18 protein-coding genes are annotated in these 18,056 nt (G+C 47.0%); 9 read left to right on the top strand and 9 right to left on the bottom strand.

Annotated elements, in window-relative coordinates:
* Nucleotides 1–110: 110 nt before the first annotated feature.
* The 8 genes from MSMTP_RS16350 to MSMTP_RS16305 form a co-directional block, all read right to left on the bottom strand.
* Nucleotides 111–752, bottom strand: coding sequence for an NAD(P)H-dependent oxidoreductase (locus MSMTP_RS16350; RefSeq protein WP_048183862.1), 642 nt, complete (start codon nucleotides 750–752; stop codon nucleotides 111–113).
* Between the two features lie 528 nt (nucleotides 753–1,280).
* A complete protein-coding gene (locus tag MSMTP_RS16345; RefSeq protein WP_048181672.1) occupies nucleotides 1,281–1,856 on the bottom strand; it encodes a flavodoxin family protein in 576 nt (191 codons plus the stop codon).
* A 57-nt stretch (nucleotides 1,857–1,913) separates the two neighbouring features.
* Nucleotides 1,914–2,444 carry a flavin reductase family protein gene (locus MSMTP_RS16340; RefSeq protein WP_048181669.1) on the bottom strand — a complete coding sequence of 177 codons (531 nt, stop codon included), beginning with the start codon at nucleotides 2,442–2,444 and terminating at the stop codon, nucleotides 1,914–1,916.
* A gap of 136 nt (nucleotides 2,445–2,580) precedes the next feature.
* Nucleotides 2,581–2,880 (bottom strand): putative quinol monooxygenase, encoded by a 300-nt coding sequence (locus MSMTP_RS16335; RefSeq protein WP_231582831.1) that lies wholly within the window; start codon nucleotides 2,878–2,880, stop codon nucleotides 2,581–2,583.
* 32 nt (nucleotides 2,881–2,912) lie between these two features.
* Nucleotides 2,913–3,437, bottom strand: a complete 525-nt coding sequence (locus MSMTP_RS16330; protein ID WP_048181662.1) for a nitroreductase family protein — start codon at nucleotides 3,435–3,437, stop codon at nucleotides 2,913–2,915.
* Nucleotides 3,438–3,534: 97 nt separating this feature from the next.
* Nucleotides 3,535–4,092 carry a flavodoxin family protein gene (locus MSMTP_RS16325; protein ID WP_048181660.1) on the bottom strand — a complete coding sequence of 186 codons (558 nt, stop codon included), beginning with the start codon at nucleotides 4,090–4,092 and terminating at the stop codon, nucleotides 3,535–3,537.
* A 637-nt stretch (nucleotides 4,093–4,729) separates the two neighbouring features.
* Complete coding sequence (locus MSMTP_RS16320; protein WP_048181657.1) at nucleotides 4,730–5,188, bottom strand: GNAT family N-acetyltransferase; 459 nt, start codon at nucleotides 5,186–5,188, stop codon at nucleotides 4,730–4,732.
* 556 nt (nucleotides 5,189–5,744) lie between these two features.
* Complete coding sequence (locus MSMTP_RS16305; protein ID WP_048181649.1) at nucleotides 5,745–7,133, bottom strand: MATE family efflux transporter; 1,389 nt, start codon at nucleotides 7,131–7,133, stop codon at nucleotides 5,745–5,747.
* 351 nt (nucleotides 7,134–7,484) lie between these two features.
* Here MSMTP_RS16305 and MSMTP_RS16300 point away from each other — a divergent pair, with 351 nt between their 5' ends.
* From MSMTP_RS16300 to MSMTP_RS16270, 7 genes are all read left to right on the top strand, one after another.
* Nucleotides 7,485–9,827, top strand: coding sequence for an ATP-dependent DNA helicase (locus tag MSMTP_RS16300; protein WP_048181646.1), 2,343 nt, complete (start codon nucleotides 7,485–7,487; stop codon nucleotides 9,825–9,827).
* 331 nt (nucleotides 9,828–10,158) lie between these two features.
* Nucleotides 10,159–10,602, top strand: a complete 444-nt coding sequence (locus MSMTP_RS16295) for a GerW family sporulation protein (RefSeq protein ID WP_048181643.1) — start codon at nucleotides 10,159–10,161, stop codon at nucleotides 10,600–10,602.
* A gap of 205 nt (nucleotides 10,603–10,807) precedes the next feature.
* Entirely contained in the window at nucleotides 10,808–11,608 is an 801-nt protein-coding gene (locus MSMTP_RS16290; protein ID WP_052718439.1) for a DUF2953 domain-containing protein, read from the top strand.
* Nucleotides 11,609–11,634: 26 nt separating this feature from the next.
* Nucleotides 11,635–12,588, top strand: a complete 954-nt coding sequence (locus tag MSMTP_RS16285) for a beta-ribofuranosylaminobenzene 5'-phosphate synthase (protein WP_048181638.1) — start codon at nucleotides 11,635–11,637, stop codon at nucleotides 12,586–12,588.
* Nucleotides 12,589–12,751: 163 nt separating this feature from the next.
* Nucleotides 12,752–13,717 carry a beta-ribofuranosylaminobenzene 5'-phosphate synthase gene (locus MSMTP_RS16280; RefSeq protein WP_048183860.1) on the top strand — a complete coding sequence of 322 codons (966 nt, stop codon included), beginning with the start codon at nucleotides 12,752–12,754 and terminating at the stop codon, nucleotides 13,715–13,717.
* The gene (locus MSMTP_RS16275) at nucleotides 13,714–14,730 is read left to right on the top strand and encodes an NOP5/NOP56 family protein (RefSeq protein ID WP_048181635.1); all 1,017 of its coding nucleotides are present in this window, start codon (nucleotides 13,714–13,716) and stop codon (nucleotides 14,728–14,730) included. Before MSMTP_RS16280 ends, MSMTP_RS16275 begins: the two co-directional genes overlap by 4 nt.
* Nucleotides 14,731–15,420, top strand: a complete 690-nt coding sequence (locus tag MSMTP_RS16270) for a fibrillarin-like rRNA/tRNA 2'-O-methyltransferase (RefSeq protein ID WP_048181632.1) — start codon at nucleotides 14,731–14,733, stop codon at nucleotides 15,418–15,420.
* A 342-nt stretch (nucleotides 15,421–15,762) separates the two neighbouring features.
* On the opposite strand, the gene MSMTP_RS16265 is transcribed toward MSMTP_RS16270, so the two are convergent.
* Entirely contained in the window at nucleotides 15,763–16,308 is a 546-nt protein-coding gene (locus MSMTP_RS16265) for an ArsR family transcriptional regulator (RefSeq protein ID WP_048181629.1), read from the bottom strand.
* 445 nt (nucleotides 16,309–16,753) lie between these two features.
* Here MSMTP_RS16265 and MSMTP_RS16260 point away from each other — a divergent pair, with 445 nt between their 5' ends.
* The gene (locus MSMTP_RS16260) at nucleotides 16,754–17,431 is read left to right on the top strand and encodes a DUF2162 domain-containing protein (protein ID WP_048181626.1); all 678 of its coding nucleotides are present in this window, start codon (nucleotides 16,754–16,756) and stop codon (nucleotides 17,429–17,431) included.
* Nucleotides 17,428–18,054, top strand: a complete 627-nt coding sequence (locus tag MSMTP_RS16255; RefSeq protein WP_048181623.1) for a MotA/TolQ/ExbB proton channel family protein — start codon at nucleotides 17,428–17,430, stop codon at nucleotides 18,052–18,054. The genes MSMTP_RS16260 and MSMTP_RS16255 overlap by 4 nt, the downstream gene beginning before the upstream one ends.
* Nucleotides 18,055–18,056 lie beyond the last annotated feature (2 nt).

Below are 18,056 nucleotides of genomic sequence, written 5' to 3'. Positions count from 1 at the left end.
TTTGCCGGTTGCAGGGCAACAGCTCTTTATCCCCTTCAATATTTTTGAGTTTTTCAGAGTTTAATGCCCCGGATTCCAATTTATGATTGAATGCCCGGGAACCCGATACTTCAGAGTTCAAGCAGTCTCTGCCTGTACTTTTCGAGCTCTTCGGCTCCTTTTTCTCTGGAAATTCTGCTGACCTCGTAGACGATATGAGACGGAAGTGCCTGTATCCCCATGTACTCAAAGACGCAGTGGGTGACGGATTCCAGGTGTTTGTTCAGGTCCCCGTGTTCTCCCCCTTCCGAATACCATTCCTGTGAAGCCCCGGTTGTGGTGACAATCATTGCGGATTTTCCCTTCAGGAGCCCGGTTTCGTAAGCACTGTTCGTAATCGGATTGAAGCCAAACCCTGGAGCCAGGACCCGGTCAATCCAGCCCTTCATGATTGCAGGCATGGACGTAAAGTAGATAGGGAACTGGAAGATCAGGATGTCTGCCCATTTTACTTTCTCCATCTCGGCCAGGATGTCGGGCGAAAAAGCCCCGTTCTTAACGGCATTTATTGCTTCCAGGAAAGGCTTGAATACATCCGGTTTTTTCCGTTTCGTGAAGTCTCCCTCGGTAAGCACGGGATTGAAGTTCATTGCGTAAAGGTCTGAAAGCTCAACTTCATGGCCCTTTTCCTTTAGAGCGGCAAGGGCGGTGTCTTTCAGGGAAGCATTAAAGGAAGTTGGTTCCTGTTGTGCATAAATGTAAAGAATTTTCATTATATCCCCCAATACAAATTCCCCTGAGGGTATAAAAGAGCATTGCAGGGAAAACATTGCAGAAAAAATTATTGCAGGGGAGGGTATTGCAGGAATGATTATTGCAGGAAAACCCATTGCAGGGTTAGTTTCTTAAATTTTTATCCATGGCAGGTTTTTTTCGATTAGACCTCGGGTCCCGGGGCTCTCACCGGGCGCCGAAGGCGGCCGGCTTTTCCCAAAAATAATAATTGAAGCATGAAATTCAAGTCAGTCAACCGTGTTTTTCTCTCTTTTTATCTTTTTTCCCATTTTTTATCAGGGGCTGGACTTGAATTGAACTTGAATCGAAGTAAAAACAGGGCTTTTGCGTATATTCTTTGTTTTTTCTCTGTATTTTTAAGGAAATGCCGGTCGTGCAAGCACGATCGGGGTGGGAACCCGGATTATGTGGGGAAACAAATCAAAAAACAGGGTAGGGAAGTCTGAAATACCTTCAAAACTTCCGGGTTCGGCTTAAATTCTATTTATAATGCATTCCTTTAATTTTCATGCGTTTATTTTCTTCAACAGCCATGCCATGTTCTGTCCCAGATTTTCCATGGTATTGATGCCTTCTTCATCTTTCTCAACATCCCCTTCTCCAAATCCGATTCCCATGTTCCAGTAGCTGGACCCAGGGATTATCATCTGGGAGATGGTGAAGAAATGGTTGATGGAGTCAAAGGCATGGATCGAGCCTGCCCTTCTTACGGCAACGACAGCTGCCCCTCCCTTCCGCTTGAAAAGGTTGTCATTTGCTATTGCGACCATTCCCGCACGGTCGATCAGGGCTTTAATTTCAGGGGTCAGGTCTGCAAAATAGGTTGGGGTGGCCAGGATTATGCCGTCGGCTTCAGCCATTTTTGCGATGCAGTCGTTGACGATGTCTTTGTCAATGACACATTTTTTATCCTTATTTTCGAAGCATTTCATGCACGCTATGCAGCCGTGAATGCTTTTTCCTCCAAGCTGCACCATTTCGGTTTCAATGCCTTCCTTTTCAAGTTCTGAAAATATGTGTCCTATAAGCTTTGCTGTGTTCCCTTCTTTTCGCGGGCTTCCGTTGAATGCTACGACTTTCATTTTTTTACTCCTCCATTTCCTTCATTCTGATTTCCTTTTCAATCTCCCCTTCCCTGGTTACTTTTCATTTCCTTTCAGGCTTTTTCCTATTTTCCAGGCTTCCCCTGCATAGTCCCCAACCTTCCAGTAACTGTTGTCGGGTATGGTCAGGAGCAGAGGCTCAATCTTCTTGATATCGGGCTTCCCCTGGGTCAGGTATTGCTCTTCGGAGTACGCGGTAGTAATTTCCCCTACAAAAAAGTAGTTTGTTGGAAACTCCAGGGTTTCTACGAGTTTGCATTCGAGATTCAGGGTGCACTCCCTTATCATGGGTGCGGTTTCGAGTTCCCCGTAGAATACTTCAAACAGGCCGGACTTGTCGACCTTCTCCCCTGAGACAAGCCCGCAGTAATCTGTTTCTCTTATCATTTCGGCTTCAGGGAAGTTGACACTGAAGCTTTTGTTTTCTTTGATGCCTTCGGCCGTGTAATGGGATTTGTGAACTCCGACTCCGAGCATGGGTGGGTTTGCATTGACCCGGGTGATCCAGCCCAGGGCCATGAAATTGGCTTTCCCTTCAACATTTGCCCCCAACAGGGTTACGGGCATCGGATAGACAAATACATTGTTATTGATCTTGATTTTCTCTGCTATTGTTTATCCCCCCTGTCTATTTTATGGACCCATGTCTTATATCAAATTTGACTATGCCTGTGGGTTTTTTTTTGTGAATTAAAAAATAAAATCACAGCTTTTTCTCGTACGCATTAACTTCTGCTTCCTTTTCAAGATATTTTGAAATCAATGGAACTATTTTCTTAAAATGCACGGAGTTAAAGTGTTCTTCCAGGCTTTTTTCGTCCTCCCACTCCTCTATCATGGTCAGGAGTCCTGGTTCTTCTAATTCCTGATACAGCCCGTATTCTATGCAGCCTTCTTCTTTCAACGATTTTTCAACAAGGGTTTTGCACAGGTCCGTGAATTCTTCAATTTTCTCAGGTTTGACCCGGTTTTTTGCAACTACTTTTACTGTCAATAAAATCACCGGTTTTTTAATAACACTCAGTTTTTACAGCTTCACTCTTTTTTCCGGCCGTACCTGTTGTGGAATACTTTTTCTTCCCTGTACCGGTCCTGAGGTCCGGGCTGTTGGGCAGGATAACCAATGGGCACCAGGCCCAGGGGGATCACATGCTCCGGAAGTTCGAACGCTTTTCTGAAACCCTCAACCCTGTCTTCCATGGGATAGATCCCGGTCCAGACCGCGCCGAGGCCAAAGGCATGAGCTGCAAGCAGGAGGTTCTGGGTAGCTGCCGAGCAGTCCTGCACCCAGAAGCCGGGTGCTTTTTCCCTGGTCGTATCTCCGCAGACCAGGATTGCAAGGGAGGCTCCCGTGCACATGCTTGCATAGGGGCTGAATGTCGGGATCTCATCGAGCAGTTTGCGGTCGTCGATTACGATAAAGACCCAGGTCTGGGCGTTGACTGCCGAGGGTGCGCACATGGCAGCCCGGATCAGTTCTTTAATAAGTTCCCGGGGAACGGGTCGGTCAGTGTATTTTCGTATGCTTCTTCGGGTGTGGATTGCTTCGAGTGTGTCCATATCTATGTTTCCCCCCTTTTAGAATAAGAATTGAATGAATCGAGTTGAATGGAATCAGGAAGTACTCCGGTGGGAGACTTCCTGACAGCATTTTACGTTATTTGAATAGGTTCAGGCCTGTGTTCTTCGCCTTTTCCATAAGTTCGGCATTGCCTTTGACGTCTCCGGGGGCTGCACATCCGGCTGCTATGAGGGTGTCCTTTACTTCCATGCCCATGAAGCGGGAGATTTCTCCTCCGAATTCCTCGAAGACTCTGGTGTAGGCTGTGGGGTCTGGCTCACCCTGGGCGCCTATAAGCACTGCTTTCTTTCCGGCCGGGACCCGTGAGGAAAAGTCAGGGTTTACCAGGGAGTAACAGCGGTCCAGGAAGAGTCGCATCTGGCCTGTAAACTGGGCAAAGTAAATCGGGGACCCGAAAACAATACCGTCTGCTGCTTTGATCTCCTCGAAGACTTCTGCAAGGTCGTCTTCAAGCTTGCATTTGTCATGGGCTTTGCAGTAGTTGCAGCCCTGGCAGCCTCTGTAGTCCATTTCGTTGAGGATGAAGGACTTTGTTTCGGCTCCGGCTTCGGAGGCTCCTTCAAGTACCTGTTGGACCAGGGTGTTCGTGTTTCCGTTCTTCCTCGGGCTTCCTACGATTCCTATGACTTTCATTGTAATTCTCTCCCGTTACTAATATTTATATTATTTTTATGTAGTATCCTTATTCTGATGTCTATATGATTGACTCTTATAGCTGCGTTTATGATTGCTTTTATGGTTAGTGTTGAGTAATCTATGCTTGTTGTTATCTAATTTGTAACAACTATACTTATATCTCATACATAGAGCTGGGGTAGTTACTAACAAAAAGGATACAATAGGAGCTTATATTCAGTTTTTCCCTAAGGATGTCTTAAATTAAATTTGATTCTATAATTGGGACAGTACTTGCTCATTGAACTGAAAAATGGTATCATTAAACCGTTAAATGTCTAAAATTTAAATTTTAGCCATGACGTCTAATGTATTTGATTTTATACATCGGGCGATCAAGTCCGATGTAATAAATTTACGGTCTAAATTTAAAATCACAATGCCCATTATCCAAATGTAGAAATGGTTTGAATTTTAAGACTGCCTCTTAGAAACTCCGGTTTTACTGACCGGGTTTAAGTTTTTTGCAGAGATAGTGGGGAATAGTTCAGCAATGATTGCTGATGCCGCTCATGGGTAAATCAGTTAGTGCTAAACCTATTAAAATGCAAAGAACTTGGATATATTATCCCGCTTAACCTTCAGATTATGCTCATTATCTGTGCAATATAAATTTTTGCTGCGGATATCCAAATTCTTCACATAGCTCATCTTCAACAAATCCAAGTTTTTTATATAAAGTGCGTGGAGCAATACCTTTTTCATCGCCCTCTCTAAATGTTATAACAACAACATCTCTCTCTTTATCCAAGTTATTTAGCATCAATTTAATTAATTTAGAAGCTATTCCCCTACGTCGATAATCAGGATGAACTGCCATACAGCAAAGCATATTACACTTTATCGAAAATACCAATATACCTACAACACGCTCACCATCTTTTGCACATATCGCACTTTTTCTCTTTATATTTTTGACAAGTATATTCTCCTTATAACCTTGTATAAGTTCTTCTGTTTCTAATCCCGGGAAATTCCAACTAACAAGCTTAACTAATTCCATCCATGAATTCAAATCATTCATTTCAGCAAATCCAATCCAAATCTCACTCATCTTAAAATCCTCGCATAATATAAATTTGCATTAAACTGCTGGCGCAGTGGTTCAAAAGCTTGTAGTTTCAGTACTTCTTTTTTCTCTTTTTCAATTCTATCAGTTCCCTTCAAAGCGGATATTAATGACAAGTTTTCACCCACTGAAATATTATTAAAGTTCAGAAAAGTAAAAATAATAGAGTTTAATGAAACCGAAATCATAACTGAAGTTCCTAAAAAAGTAAGAGACTTAGATAAAGGTTCCTAAAAAAGTAAGAGACTTAGATAAAGTTCTCCAATTCAACCTATTCCCTACAAAAAAATCGGAGTTAAGGTTTAGTATATCCTGATCATTCAAAAAAACTTTTATTCCGGTATTGAACCCTTCTACAGGTTGGAATTGAATGCCCGGAAAAGCTAGGTGCTCCTGACAAAAAAAGTTGATGAACCGGTAATGAACTGGGAAAAAACAGCGATGAAGCGGGGATGAACCGGTGATCAACAGATGATTAACAGGCGATGAACGAGTTAATCCCGGTAAGTCCGGTTTACAGGGCCAGTTAACCTTAGCCTGGTCAATTAACTGCTGTTTGTTCATTAATTGCTGTCCTGTCCCGGGCTTCGGCAAGGAGTCTGAACTCCCGGATTACCATTACCAGGGTTACTGCAAAGGCCAGGAGGTCAGCAAGTGGAAAGGCTGCCCAGATCCCTGGAAGGTCCAGATACCTCGGGAGCAGCAGTACCAGGGGGATAAGGAAAAGCACCTGCCTGCACATGGAAAGGAAAAGGGAAGGTCTTGCTTTTCCAAGAGCCTGGTAAAGGGCTCCTCCTACTACCTGGAACCCCACAAGGGGGGTTGCAAGCACAATGATTCTTACAGCACTTTTTCCTTCCGCTATCAGCTGGAGGTCTCCGCTGAAAATCCCGAAAAGCTGTTCCGGAAACAGGTAGAGTATCAGGAAACCTGCAAATGACATGCATGTGGTGATAAGGATGGCAAGTTTTACCGATTCCCTCACCCTCTCAAAGTTCCTTGCCCCGTAGTTGAAACCGACTATAGGCTGCAGGCCCTGGATGATCCCGAACATGGGCATGAAGGTGAACATCAGGAGCCGGTTTACAATCCCGAAGACGGCAATCGCTATGTCCCCTCCGTAGAGGGCAAGGAGGTTGTTCAGGATTATGACCATGAAACTGCTTGAAACGTTCCTGGCAAAGGGGGACATCCCGATAGCCAGGACTTCTTCGGTGATTTTCCGGTCCGGTCTGAATTCTCTGAGGCGGAACTTGAGTGTGCTTTTTCCGCTCAGGAAGTAGCGGGCAATGTACAGCACTCCGATCCCCTGTGCAAGCACGGTCGCAATGGCTGCTCCCCGGATCCCCATCCCGAAGGTGAAAATGAAGATCGGGTCAAGCACGATATTGAGCCCGCCTGAGATCATCATGGCGTTCATGGCAACTTTTGCGTTCCCTTCGGAGCGGACCACGCTGTTTGTAACCATTGCAAGGGAGAAGAGGACTGTGCCGTAAAGGATTATTTCCAGGTATTCGAGGGAATAAGGGAGAATTGTGTCAGTGGCTCCGAAAATTTTCAGGATCGGCACTATATATATGAGTCCGAGAACGGTTATCAGGAAACTGGACATCAGGGAAAGGAATATCAAGTTTGAAAAGGTCCTGCTGGCTTTTTCCGGCTCCCTCTCTCCAAGGCGGCGGGAGATTAGGGATGCCCCTCCTATCCCTATGGCAAGGCTCACAGCCATTCCGATCATCTGGATGGGAAAGGCAACGGCAATTCCTCCTATGGCCTGGACACTTTCTATCCCATAGGCCCTGCCAACAAACACCGTGTCCACAAGGTTATAAAATGCCTGCACCATCATCCCGATGGTTGCAGGTACCGAGAGTTTGAGAAGGAGTTTGCCTATATTTTCGTTTGCCAGCATCTGGCTCCTTTCGTCCACCTGTAAATTCCTCTGAGTTTTTCACTTCTTATGGTTTTTATTGTTCTTAAATAGGAGCTGAAAGCTAACACAATAGTTAATCCGCATATAATTTTGTCGGCCTTATGATGTCTGTATGATTGGCGCTGCGCAATCTACACCTGGTGCTATCCTTTTCCTTTCCACTTTCCCTATCTCTTTTCCTTTTGTCCTGTTTTTCCGGAGTACTTTCACTCAGGGGATGCACAAGCTATTTAACCTGCTTTCAGGTACATAAAACGATAAACGTTACGCAAAAACTTTGATTCAATCTTTAAAAAGGCGGGGCAGGCAGAGAATGTTACGGACCTGCCGGGTCCCGGGGAACTCCTCATGATGCAGAAGAACGGATACATGCGGTATTTTACAAAACAGAGCTGCTACCCTAACCAGGCAGAAGCCATGGACAAAATCCATGCCGCCCTCCTGGAGCAAAAAATCGTGCTCTTTGAAGGGGCCTGCGGCACGGGAAAGACCCTTAGTGCCCTGGCTCCGGCGCTGCATGTGGGAAGGAAGCTCAACAAAATCGTGATCATAGTTACCAATGTCCACCAGCAGATGGTCCAGTTCATCAATGAGGCAAGGGAGATCAACCGGGACAACAGCATCAAGACCATCGTCTTCAAAGGAAAGACGGCGATGTGCCCCGAGAAGCTCGATTATGAGGAGTGCAAGCTTAAAGGGGAAAACACCTATGACCTCCTGGAATTCGAAAGGGAAGTTACCTCAAAAGAAAAGGAACTCAAGGACGCTTTTGAGAAGTACAAAAAGACAAAAGACCCTTCCCTCTATGCTCTCAGAAACGAGCTTGAAAAGGAACTTGAGGAAGCCCGGAATAAGTCCCGGGGCCTCCGGAACAATTCCTGTCAGAAGCTCTACGAGGTCCTGAGGTTTGAGGGAAGCGAGTTTTCGTCCTGGCTCTTTTCGGATGTCCGGAGCCCGGAAGATGTCATGGAGTATGCGGCAGACCGGGACATGTGCGGGTACGAGCTCCTCAAAAAGGAACTGAAAAATGCCGAACTCCTGATATGTAACTTCCACCACGTCCTGAACCCTGATATTTTCATGACCCTCCTGAAATGGCTCGAGAAGGACTCTGAAGATGTCATCCTGATTTTTGACGAGGCGCACAATGTCGAAGCTTCGGCCCGTTCCCATTCTTCTATCACACTCGCGGAACTTTCTATCGAAAAAGCCCTCTCGGAAGTAGGGGAAGTCCCGGAACCTGACAACTCATCAGGGTTCGGAGGAGCAGGAACAGGAGCTGGAGGATTCGGAGGCGGAAACGGTATCCCGCTAGATGGGGACTATGCGAACCGGATACACGCAAAAAGGCTTTTTTCCTGTCTATTGCAGGCCGTGAAGGATACCTACGACTCGAAACTGAAGTTCGGGGAGCGAAACAGGCTGGGAAAACACTGGCAGGACATCCAGATCAGCGACCCTTACGAGCGCTTTGACGTGCTGAAAGCTCGTTTCTTGCGCGAAGCGAAAAAGGAAGGCTTTACGGACGAAGAAAGCGTGCTTACCCGGCTCCGGGATATTGGGGAGTTCGGGGGCCGGCTGGAGGAAATCTATGCCGAGAACTATAAAAATGGGCTTCTTGCCGTCCCGAAACGTTCCCAGATTCGCTATGTTGCGGACTTCCTTTCTTCCTACCTTGTGCTTTCCGACAGGCAGAACTACTACCCCATCCTGAATGTGCGTAAGGACTGGAAGAGCGACAGGGTCTACGGGCGGATCGAGCTTTTTACCTGTATCCCCAAAAATGTGACCCAGCCCCTGCTGGACTCTATTTTCGCAGGCGTGCTAATGTCGGCTACCCTGAGGCCTTTTGAGATGGTCAGGGCCACTCTGGGCATTTCCAGGGAGGTGGAGGAAATAACCTACGGGACAACCTTCCCTCAGGAAAGAAGGTTGAGCCTGGCAGTCTCGGTCCCCCCTCTCTTTGCAAAGAACCGGGACATGCCGGAAACCCTGGACAGCATAAAAGAGGCTCTGCTTGCGGCTGTTTCCGCATCTCCGGGGAACGTTGTAATCTATTTCCAGAGTTACTCCGAAGCTCTGCGCTATTCCAAACTGCTTGAACCGGAACTTTCGGTCTCCCTTTTCCTGGACGAAGTAGGAGTCTCGGCCCAGCAGGTCAGGCAAGACTTTTTCAGAGCCGGGGAAAGGGGCGAGAAATCCGTACTCATCACATACCTCTGGGGCACTCTGAGTGAAGGCGTGGATTTCAGGGATAACAGGGGAAGGACCGTGATCGTGGTCGGAGTCGGCTACCCTGCGCTGAATGACAGGATCAAGGCGGTTGAATCTGCCTATGACACGGTCTTTGGCTGTGGGGAAGGCTGGGAATTTGCGGTCCAGGTGCCCACTATCCGGAAGGTGAGACAGGCTATGGGTAGGGTCGTTCGCTCCCCCCGGGATTTCGGGGTCAGGATTTTGCTTGACGCCAGGTACCAGGGGTCTTTGCAGAAAAAACTGGGTAAATTTACAGTCTTCAAGTACTTCCCGCCGGAAGAAAGCCGGGAATTTCTTGATGTTGCCCCTGCTGAAGTTGGCCCTGTCCTTGAAGATTTTTTCTCAAACATCAAAACTGGCGATGCCGAAAAAAAGGAGGCTAGGTCCTCAACTCCGGGCAGTTTTATCCCGGGCAGCCTGGCGGAAAAATTGTAATGTCCGGGTTCGGGGTTGCAGCTTAAAATATCCCCGCCCTGCTTTCGATATGGTCCAGACCTGTTTATTGGAAAATACAGGGGGATCTTTTTTGATGAAATGTATTAGAGAATCTTTTTTGGTGAAAGGTCTCTCGGGATTTTTTTGGTAAAGGATCTCTCAGGTAACCTTTTTTTGATGAAATATCTCCTGGGCAATCTTTTTTCTATAGAAGGTTTTTAGGGCACTTCTTCATCGATGGAAGGTTTATTAGGGTTTGAGAACCAAAGATATAATCCGAAACATAAGTAAAAGCTTTTCATAAGCATACCATTTCTGGAGGGAATAAACCATGGGAGTAGAAGAAACCATTAAAGAAGTAGCAGGGGAACTTGAACGTATGGCAAGCACTAAAACTGTTGTAGGAGATCCTATTACTGCAGCAGACAAGACCATCATTCCTATTTCGAAAATTTCGATGGGGTTCGGAGCCGGAGGCGGGGAAGGTAAAAGGGAAAAAGAATCCGGGTACGGAGGAGGCGGTGGGGCAGGTGCAAAAATCGAGCCTATAGCCTTTATTGTGGTCTCAAAGGAGGATACCCGGATATTCAGGGTTTCGGAGAAGAGTGATGTTGGGAAATTTCTTGAAGCCGTCCCTGAAATCGTTCCCGAAATCATGGAAAAACTTAAAGCTGTCCGGCACAAAGGTAAAAAAGGCGAGAAAGAGGGGGCTGGAGAAAGCCCGGAAAAAGAGGAGTCGGAAGGGATTATGGTAAGTGGGGAAGAAGAGGAATAATGCTGCTGATAAACTCCTCTGAAGCCCGGTTTTGTTGAAAAATAAGTTCCGGGTTCGGGACTGAACCGAAAAGGATTTTGAAACCGGGAAGGTAGCCCGGAGTTTCCGTTGTTTATCGAAGCTATTGAATATGCTGGCTGTATACGCTATTTCCATATTACTTCTTTTAGTTTTACTCGTGCTTATCACGCCGATAGAGTTTACTATGGATGCGGAAGCCCGGCGCAGGGAAAAAGAAAGTTTACTCAAGGGCAGTTTTGCCGTAAGGTGGCTTTTCCTCTCACGTAAGATTTCTATTGAGAGGCCGGAAAAAAAGGAATCTGACGATAGGTCAGAAAAGGGCAAAAAATGTGAACTCAAGGATGAAACAGAAATTGAAATACGGAAGGAAATAGAGAGGGAAAAAGAGAAAGAAATTGAAAAAAGGAAAATTAAAGGAATTGAAAAGGAAAAAGAAGAAAAAATTTGGGCCGAAAAAGGTGGGGTGGCAGAGAAGAAAGTAGAGGGGATTGAAAAAGAAAAAGGGAAAGGAAAAGAAAAAAAAGAAATAAAAGAAAAAATTGAAAAGGAAATAGAGGAGACTAAAGAATCTAAAAAGTTTTGGAAAAAGGAATACTCTTATATTTTAAGGGCATTCCGTTGCCTTAGTGAACCTTTGTTCCGGCTTTTTTTCGATACATTGAATGCCTTGAAGATCAAACATCTTGATGCTGATTTTACCTTCGGCCTGCCCGACCCTGCAGACACGGGGATGCTCTGCGGCGTTGCTCACTCCCTTGTAGGGGGGCTTCATGGGAGGTGCAGGCAGTGCAACGTTTATATCAATCCTGTATTCATGGATCCGGTCCTGGATTTCCGGGGGAATACAAAAATCAGTATAAAAATATATTCCATTATTTTCTCATTTTTTAAATTTATATTAAACCGGAAAACTTTATGTTTTACATATTCGATTATTAAAGAATGGCTTCAGGGTAAACTGAAAGCTCATTCCCAGGCTTTATAATTATGAATGTGTAAACGAGGATACAGATGGATAAGATTAGAATAGTGTCTCCATCCAGGCTTCATTTAACCCTTATTGACCTCAATGCGGAGATTGGTAGGGTTGATGGAGGGGTGGGGATTACCCTCGATTCTCCCGTTCTCAAGCTTTCCGCAGAAAAAGCGGATTCCGTTGAGGTGCTCGGGAATTCCGGTCTTACGGGAAAAATCCGAAGTTCAGCCCTTGCCCTGCTCCCCGAGGGAGAAGGTATACGCATCCGGGTCGAAGCAGATTATCCTGACCATGTAGGGTTTGGTTCGGGTACCCAGGCAGCGCTTTCCGCGGGAAAGGCCGTAAACGAACTTTACGGTCTTGGAAAATCCGTAACTGAAATTGCCATTGCCGCAAACCGGGGGACCACCTCGGGGATCGGTGTCGCAGCTTTTGAAAGGGGCGGCTTCCTGCTGGACGGCGGGCACAGGTTCGGGGATAAGAAAACCTTCTCACACGATGTGAAGGGGGTGCCCCCGGGTCTTTTGCTCTCCAGGTACGAGTTTCCTGACTGGCCGATTGTTGTTGCAGTCCCCGACGGCCAGGGGGTCCATGACGATAAGGAGATCAATGTCTTCAATACGACTTGCCCGATCCCGCTTTCCGAGGTAAGGGAGGTTTCTCACGTGATCCTTATGCAGATGCTGCCCGCCCTCCTTGAAGGGGATCCCGAGAGTTTCGGGGCTGCGGTCAATCACGTCCAGACCGTGGGCTTCAAAAAGCGAGAGGTTGACCTCCAGCCGATCGCGCAGGATACTATGGCTTTCATGCGGGAGAACGGCTGTTACGGGGCAGGCATGAGTTCCTTCGGGCCTCTTGTCTACGGCCTGGTTGACAACTCCAGGGAAGCGGCTCAGGTCAGGAACGAGGTCCAGAGGATGCTCGATGAGTCGGTAGGTGGAACTGCACTTTTGACGAAAGCCAGGAATAAAGGTGCGGATATCATCTAAAGATGCGGACATCTCTTGTTGAGTCAGTTCCTGGCAACTTGCTCTGCTTCTGAAAGCTCCTGCCGGACTAAGCCGAAAAGGTTTGCCTGTTCTATCTTTTTCAGAAGCGATCGAAGGGGTTAGCCCTAAGCTTTATGAATATGTAACGAGGATACAGATGGATATGATTAGAATAGTGTCTCCATCCAGACTTCATCTGACCCTTATTGACCTGAATGCGGAGATTGGCAGGGTTGATGGAGGGGTGGGAATCACACTTGAATCCCCGGGCATGGAACTTTCCGCAGTTGAAGCTGAGACTGTGGAGGTCCTTGGTGATTCCGTTCTCGCAGGGAGGGTGCGAAAAGCGGCGAAGTCCTTACTTCCCGAGGACCGGGGGATCAGGATCAATATCGAAAGGGACATCCCTGATCATGTAGGGCTGGGTTCCGGGACCCAGGCCGCAATTTCGGCTGCCGCAGCTGTAAATGAAGTTTATGGGCTTGGTAAATCTGTCAGGGAACTTGCGGTTGCCGTAGGGAGAGGGGGAACTTCCGGTATAGGGGTTGCTGCCTTTGAAAATGGGGGATTTCTCCTGGACGGAGGGCACAAATTCAAGGACAAGGGTGCTTTTTCCCCTTCAGCCGCCAGCCATGTGCCCCCGGGGCCTGTACTTTTCAGGGAGGATTTCCCGGACTGGCCTATCATCCTTGCAATAGCGGACACCAAAGGGGCCCATGATGCGGAAGAGGTTGATATTTTCAAAAAGGTCTGCCCCATTCCCCTGGCTGAAGTCCAGGAAGTTGCTCATGTGATTCTCATGCAGATGCTTCCCGCGCTCGTGGAAGAAGACCTGGAAAGCTTTGGAGCTGCGGTCAATCACCTCCAGACTGTCGGCTTCAAAAAGCGGGAGGTCGAAATCCAGCCCCGGCCGGTGCTCGATGTCGTACAGTTCATGCGGGATAACGGAGCAAGCGGCTCCGGAGTCAGCTCCTTCGGGCCTGTGGTCTACGGGATTGCAGGGAGCATGAGTGAAGGTGAAAAGCTCCGAAAGGAAGTCCAGCAGATGCTTGACGAGTCCATCGGGGGAGAAGCTCTGCTCACGAAAGCGAGGAACAGGGGTGCGGAGATCTCCGGAGGGCTTTTTTGAAACTTGAGGCCTGGTTCGGGACGCTTGATCTGGGCGAGGACGGGAAAGTCCTTGCATCAGATCCTTTTTCAAAAAATGTCAGGGAGCTTGCGCTTCGTTCCCTTTCCCTGAGGGAAGCGGGAAAAGGTATTCCTCCTGCAGGTTTTGACCTCCGCTCCGCTGCTCTTGCCTGTGGGTTTGTCGGATCTCCGGAAGAGTATGATTCCCTCTTACACGAAGTAACCCTGGATGCTGCAAAGCTGCAGATCTCGGGGGCTTTAACGCCTGACCAGCGCATAATCCTTGCAGTGGAAGCCCTGGATGATGTAAATGAGACTGTAAACGTCCTTTCGGAAAGGCTTTCCGAGTGGTACGGGGGTTATTTCCCGGAAAGCGGTTTGAGTGGGGAAACCCTGGCCCGGTTTGTCGCAAAATACGGTTCCAGGAAAAATGTTGCCCCTGAAGATCCTCTTTACGCAAAAGCCGCGGATTCCATGGGTGCGGAACTCGAAGCCTTTGATGAGGAACTTCTCAAAGGATTTGCCACAAGCGTCTGCAGCCTCTACGACCGGCGGAAGCAGATCGAGGCATATATAGAATCCAGTATGGAAAACACAGCTCCAAACCTTAGCCTGCTTGCAGGTCCCATGCTTGGGGCAAGGCTTATCAGCATCGCAGGCAGCCTGGAAAAACTTGCCGCTTTTCCCTCCAGTACGATCCAGGTAATAGGGGCTAACAAAGCCCTTTTTAAGCACCTCAGGTCCAGGGCTCCCTCCCCGAAACACGGGATAATTTTCAGCCACCCCCTGATCAATACCTCTCCCTGGTGGCAGCGGGGGAAAATCGCAAGAGCCGTTGCTGCAAAGCTTTCCCTGGCTGCGAGAACGGACCTTTACTCCGGGGAAAAAGTCCCCTCCCTTGCAGAAAAACTGGACGCAAAGGTGCAGCAGATCCGGCTTCTGAATCCCGAACCTCCCCGGAAAAAGCCGGAAAGCGGGTTAAAGCCAAAAGGAAAAAAGAAAAGGAGGCAGTAAATGCCCGAAGTAAAGACTCTTTCCGAAGGAATTTTTGAAATTACGAAGGGCAAAAAGTATCTCGCCACGAAAAACCTGGTCCCGGGTATGACTGTCTACGGGGAAAGACTACTCTCTATCGAAGGCTCGGAGTACAGGACCTGGGACCCGCGCCGGAGCAAGCTTGGGGCAATGGTACTCAAAAAGTTCAGAATTCCTCTCAGGCAGGATTCAAAAGTCCTCTATCTTGGGGCTGCTTCCGGCACAACGGTTAGCCATGTCTCGGATATTGTACCCGGAGGGGCAGTTTATGCCGTTGAGTTTTCCCCCCGGAGCATGCGGGACCTGATAAGCCTTGTAGCCCGCCGTAGTAACCTGCACCCGATCCTTGCAGACGCTGGAAAACCCAATATCTATGCCCACCTGGTCGAACCGGTGGACGTGGTCTTCCAGGACGTTGCCCAGCCTAACCAGGCCGAAATCGCTGCGAGGAATGCAGCCCGCTATTTGAAAAGTGACGGGTATCTCCTGTTAGCCATCAAAGCCCGGAGCATTGACACTGCGGCAAACCCGAAACAGGTTTTCAGGGACGAAATCAAAAAACTGGAGCAGGCATTCGAACCAAAGTTTGAAATCCTTACTGCCAGGGACCTGAAACCCTATCATGAAGACCATCTCGGCGTCCTGGCAAAGCTCAAAAAATCGGACTGAAAAGTCGAAGGAATTGGGCTAAAGACCATTTTAATTCGGCTAATAGTCATCTGAATTATAGTCCCGAACGTAAATATTTACACTTACATTATAACCACAGAAGACACAGAAAGCACGGAAAGATTGTTCCCCAATTTCCTTTATTCCGTGTTTTCCGTGCTTTCTGTGGTTAAACTTTCACTTGAGATTGGTGAAGGAATTTGAGTCCTTGACTATAGTTGAAAGCCGTGGAAATTTGGATAATGAATTTGGATAAAGAGTTGCAGGAATCAGCCTGAAAAGCCAAAGGAAAAAGGTTAAGAACTACAGAAAAGCTTTGGAAAAGGTTCCTGAATACCCTTCTCATCTCCTGATGTTCACAAACAGTCTCTTTTTCGTGACCGGAATAAGTTTTTTCCACTCCACGACTGCGTCTTCTTCAAAAGTATATTCATCCACTGTTTTGTCCGAGAATTTCCCGTCAACTTCATAAATGTAAAAGCCTTCCTCTCCGTCCGTGGAAACTACTTTTATCCTGTTTCCCATCTGTGTGACCTCCACGGCGGCAACACTTTTCAGGGCTTCAAGGAGGGTTGTGCCTTCTTCAACTTCTACGTCCCGGTTTTCTGCAAAGTGGTCCAGAAATGAATATACGTTGCTGATTTTGATTGCTATCATATGGAGGTTCCCTAACTTTTTTCTCTCAACCAGTTCGGCTTCCTCCAGGATCTTTATGTGTTTGGCAGCTACGGGTACGGAGATCCCCAGTTCCCTGGCAATACCTGAGATGTGAGTGTCCTCTCCGCTCAGGAGTTCAAGAATGGAGAGGCGGGTATCGCTTGATATTGCTTTGAATAGTTTCTCTCCCCCTCCGTTTATTCCTGAATTCTTCATAACATTTACTACCATAATGTGTTCCTATACAAACTCCATTACTTATAATTATTGCTATTCATAAATACAAGTAATATATTATATGCCCTCTTTTAGCTACTTTTTTCTAATTGCATTTACTCAAATTTACTTGAATTTTATTTTCTCCATTCCACAATCCCAAATCAAATCTCAAATGTTAACAGAGTTAATTAGGGCATAATTAATATTAACAATCCGTCAATATTTCTTATTCCCTCTTCCGATTATTTTTTTAATCGCTGATTATAATAATCCTTTACTATTTTCTGATGTTATTTTTTTAATTTTTTAGTTCTTAAGTTCAGGTCCATAGTTCTTCCTAAACTTCTCCTTCTCTAAAAAACGATCTCAGCTTCGGGCTTGTTAGCCTTCTGGGTAATAATCGTTACCCAAAAACCAGTTTTTATTTAACTCAATTCTAAATGCACAGAGAGATACTATGGACTCTGCTGTATTGACTGTTATTGGGATTTTAATAGGTATCCTCATCTTCGGGCTTAAAACTGGATTAGGTTGTGGCTTTTCAAACCTAAAAACGCGAGAAATCCTCGCAGTCGGAAGCAGTTATTTCTTTTTGGCCCTGCTCTTTGGAAGTATTGTGGATAACATAAGCATGGATAGTTTTGAAAAAATTTCATCGATGGGCATGGGGATTCACGTGATCGTTTCCCTGTTTCTCATTGGAGCCGGGATTTACACCCAGAAAAAGTGGAACTCGGGAAAGGATGTTTCAAGGCATACCTTCCTCGCCATCTCAATGCCCTGCCCTGTCTGCCTGACGGCTCTTGCGGTATCCTGCTTGCTGCTGGCTTCCACCCTTGACATAGGCGGGTTGAAGATCGGACTTCTTGTAGGAACTGCTTTTTTCATCTCGGTTGTAGGCTCTTCCCTCATTTTCAGGAAAATGGGCAAGACTCCCGAGACCCTGGGAACCGTTATGATGCTCCTCGGAATCTATTACCTTCTGGGGGCTTTGCTGATCCCTGCCTACATGAAAACTAAACAGATGCACCTGGCTACCCTGGACGGAGGCAGTTCAGGAGTGGTTCCCCTATTGATACTGGGACTCATCATTCTGGGAGGGTTTTTCCTCGGGCATGTGAGGTCTGAACAATGAGTGCAGGCCCCATCTTCGAGATAATGTATACCTTCTCCTCGGCTCTGCTCTATCCGGTAATCTTGATCCTTCTGTTTCTGGTGCTTTTTTCCCTGATCCTTATCGGGGAATTTCTCTCCGAGTACGCAAAGCGGCACAGGGACAGGGACAATCTGGAAGTTCAGTGCAAGGGTTTAAGGGAATCCTGCCTGAATTCAAACTTTTCGGAGGCTGCCAGAGTTCTGGGAAACATAAAGCAGAACTACATGGTAAGTGCTTTTTCGAGAGAAGCTTCGAAGTACCTGAACGACATGAACTTCCCGGCGATCGAAAGGCTTTCCGAGGACTATGAAATCAAAATGGCCAAGCGCCTTGAGCAAACAAAGATCGTTGCAACGATTTCCCCCATGCTCGGGCTTATGGGGACCCTTATCCCTCTCGGCCCCGCTCTGATAGGGCTTTCAAGCGGAGACATTGCCACGCTTGCAAACAACCTCATGATCGCCTTTGCCACTACGGTTGTGGGGCTCTTTGCCGGAATCATCGGCTACGTCCTGACCCAGATCAGGAGGCGCTGGTACTGGGAAGATATGTCAGATATCGATTACATCCTTGACACAATCGAAGAAAAAACAGGAGATTAAGG

Source organism: Methanosarcina sp. MTP4 (assembly GCF_000970045.1).
In the GTDB taxonomy this organism is placed as follows: Archaea; Halobacteriota; Methanosarcinia; order Methanosarcinales; family Methanosarcinaceae; genus MTP4.
This window is presented reverse-complemented; position numbering and strand designations above follow the sequence as displayed.

Excerpts from the sequence above, each read along its gene's own strand:
- MSMTP_RS16330 (WP_048181662.1), bottom strand. The coding sequence starts at position 3,437 with ATGGACACACTCGAAGCAATCCACACCCGAAGAAGCATACGAAAATAC.
- MSMTP_RS16320 (WP_048181657.1), bottom strand. The coding sequence starts at position 5,188 with ATGAGTGAGATTTGGATTGGATTTGCTGAAATGAATGATTTGAATTCA.
- MSMTP_RS16300 (WP_048181646.1), top strand. The coding sequence starts at position 7,485 with ATGATGCAGAAGAACGGATACATGCGGTATTTTACAAAACAGAGCTGC.
- MSMTP_RS16285 (WP_048181638.1), top strand. The coding sequence starts at position 11,635 with ATGGATAAGATTAGAATAGTGTCTCCATCCAGGCTTCATTTAACCCTT.
- MSMTP_RS16260 (WP_048181626.1), top strand. The coding sequence starts at position 16,754 with ATGGACTCTGCTGTATTGACTGTTATTGGGATTTTAATAGGTATCCTC.
- MSMTP_RS16270 (WP_048181632.1), top strand. The coding sequence starts at position 14,731 with ATGCCCGAAGTAAAGACTCTTTCCGAAGGAATTTTTGAAATTACGAAG.
- MSMTP_RS16280 (WP_048183860.1), top strand. The coding sequence starts at position 12,752 with ATGATTAGAATAGTGTCTCCATCCAGACTTCATCTGACCCTTATTGAC.
- MSMTP_RS16340 (WP_048181669.1), bottom strand. The coding sequence starts at position 2,444 with ATGCCCGTAACCCTGTTGGGGGCAAATGTTGAAGGGAAAGCCAATTTC.
- MSMTP_RS16345 (WP_048181672.1), bottom strand. The coding sequence starts at position 1,856 with ATGAAAGTCGTAGCATTCAACGGAAGCCCGCGAAAAGAAGGGAACACA.
- MSMTP_RS16350 (WP_048183862.1), bottom strand. The coding sequence starts at position 752 with ATGAAAATTCTTTACATTTATGCACAACAGGAACCAACTTCCTTTAAT.
- MSMTP_RS16265 (WP_048181629.1), bottom strand. The coding sequence starts at position 16,308 with ATGGTAGTAAATGTTATGAAGAATTCAGGAATAAACGGAGGGGGAGAG.
- MSMTP_RS16290 (WP_052718439.1), top strand. The coding sequence starts at position 10,808 with ATGGATGCGGAAGCCCGGCGCAGGGAAAAAGAAAGTTTACTCAAGGGC.
- MSMTP_RS16325 (WP_048181660.1), bottom strand. The coding sequence starts at position 4,092 with ATGAAAGTCATAGGAATCGTAGGAAGCCCGAGGAAGAACGGAAACACG.
- MSMTP_RS16255 (WP_048181623.1), top strand. The coding sequence starts at position 17,428 with ATGAGTGCAGGCCCCATCTTCGAGATAATGTATACCTTCTCCTCGGCT.
- MSMTP_RS16295 (WP_048181643.1), top strand. The coding sequence starts at position 10,159 with ATGGGAGTAGAAGAAACCATTAAAGAAGTAGCAGGGGAACTTGAACGT.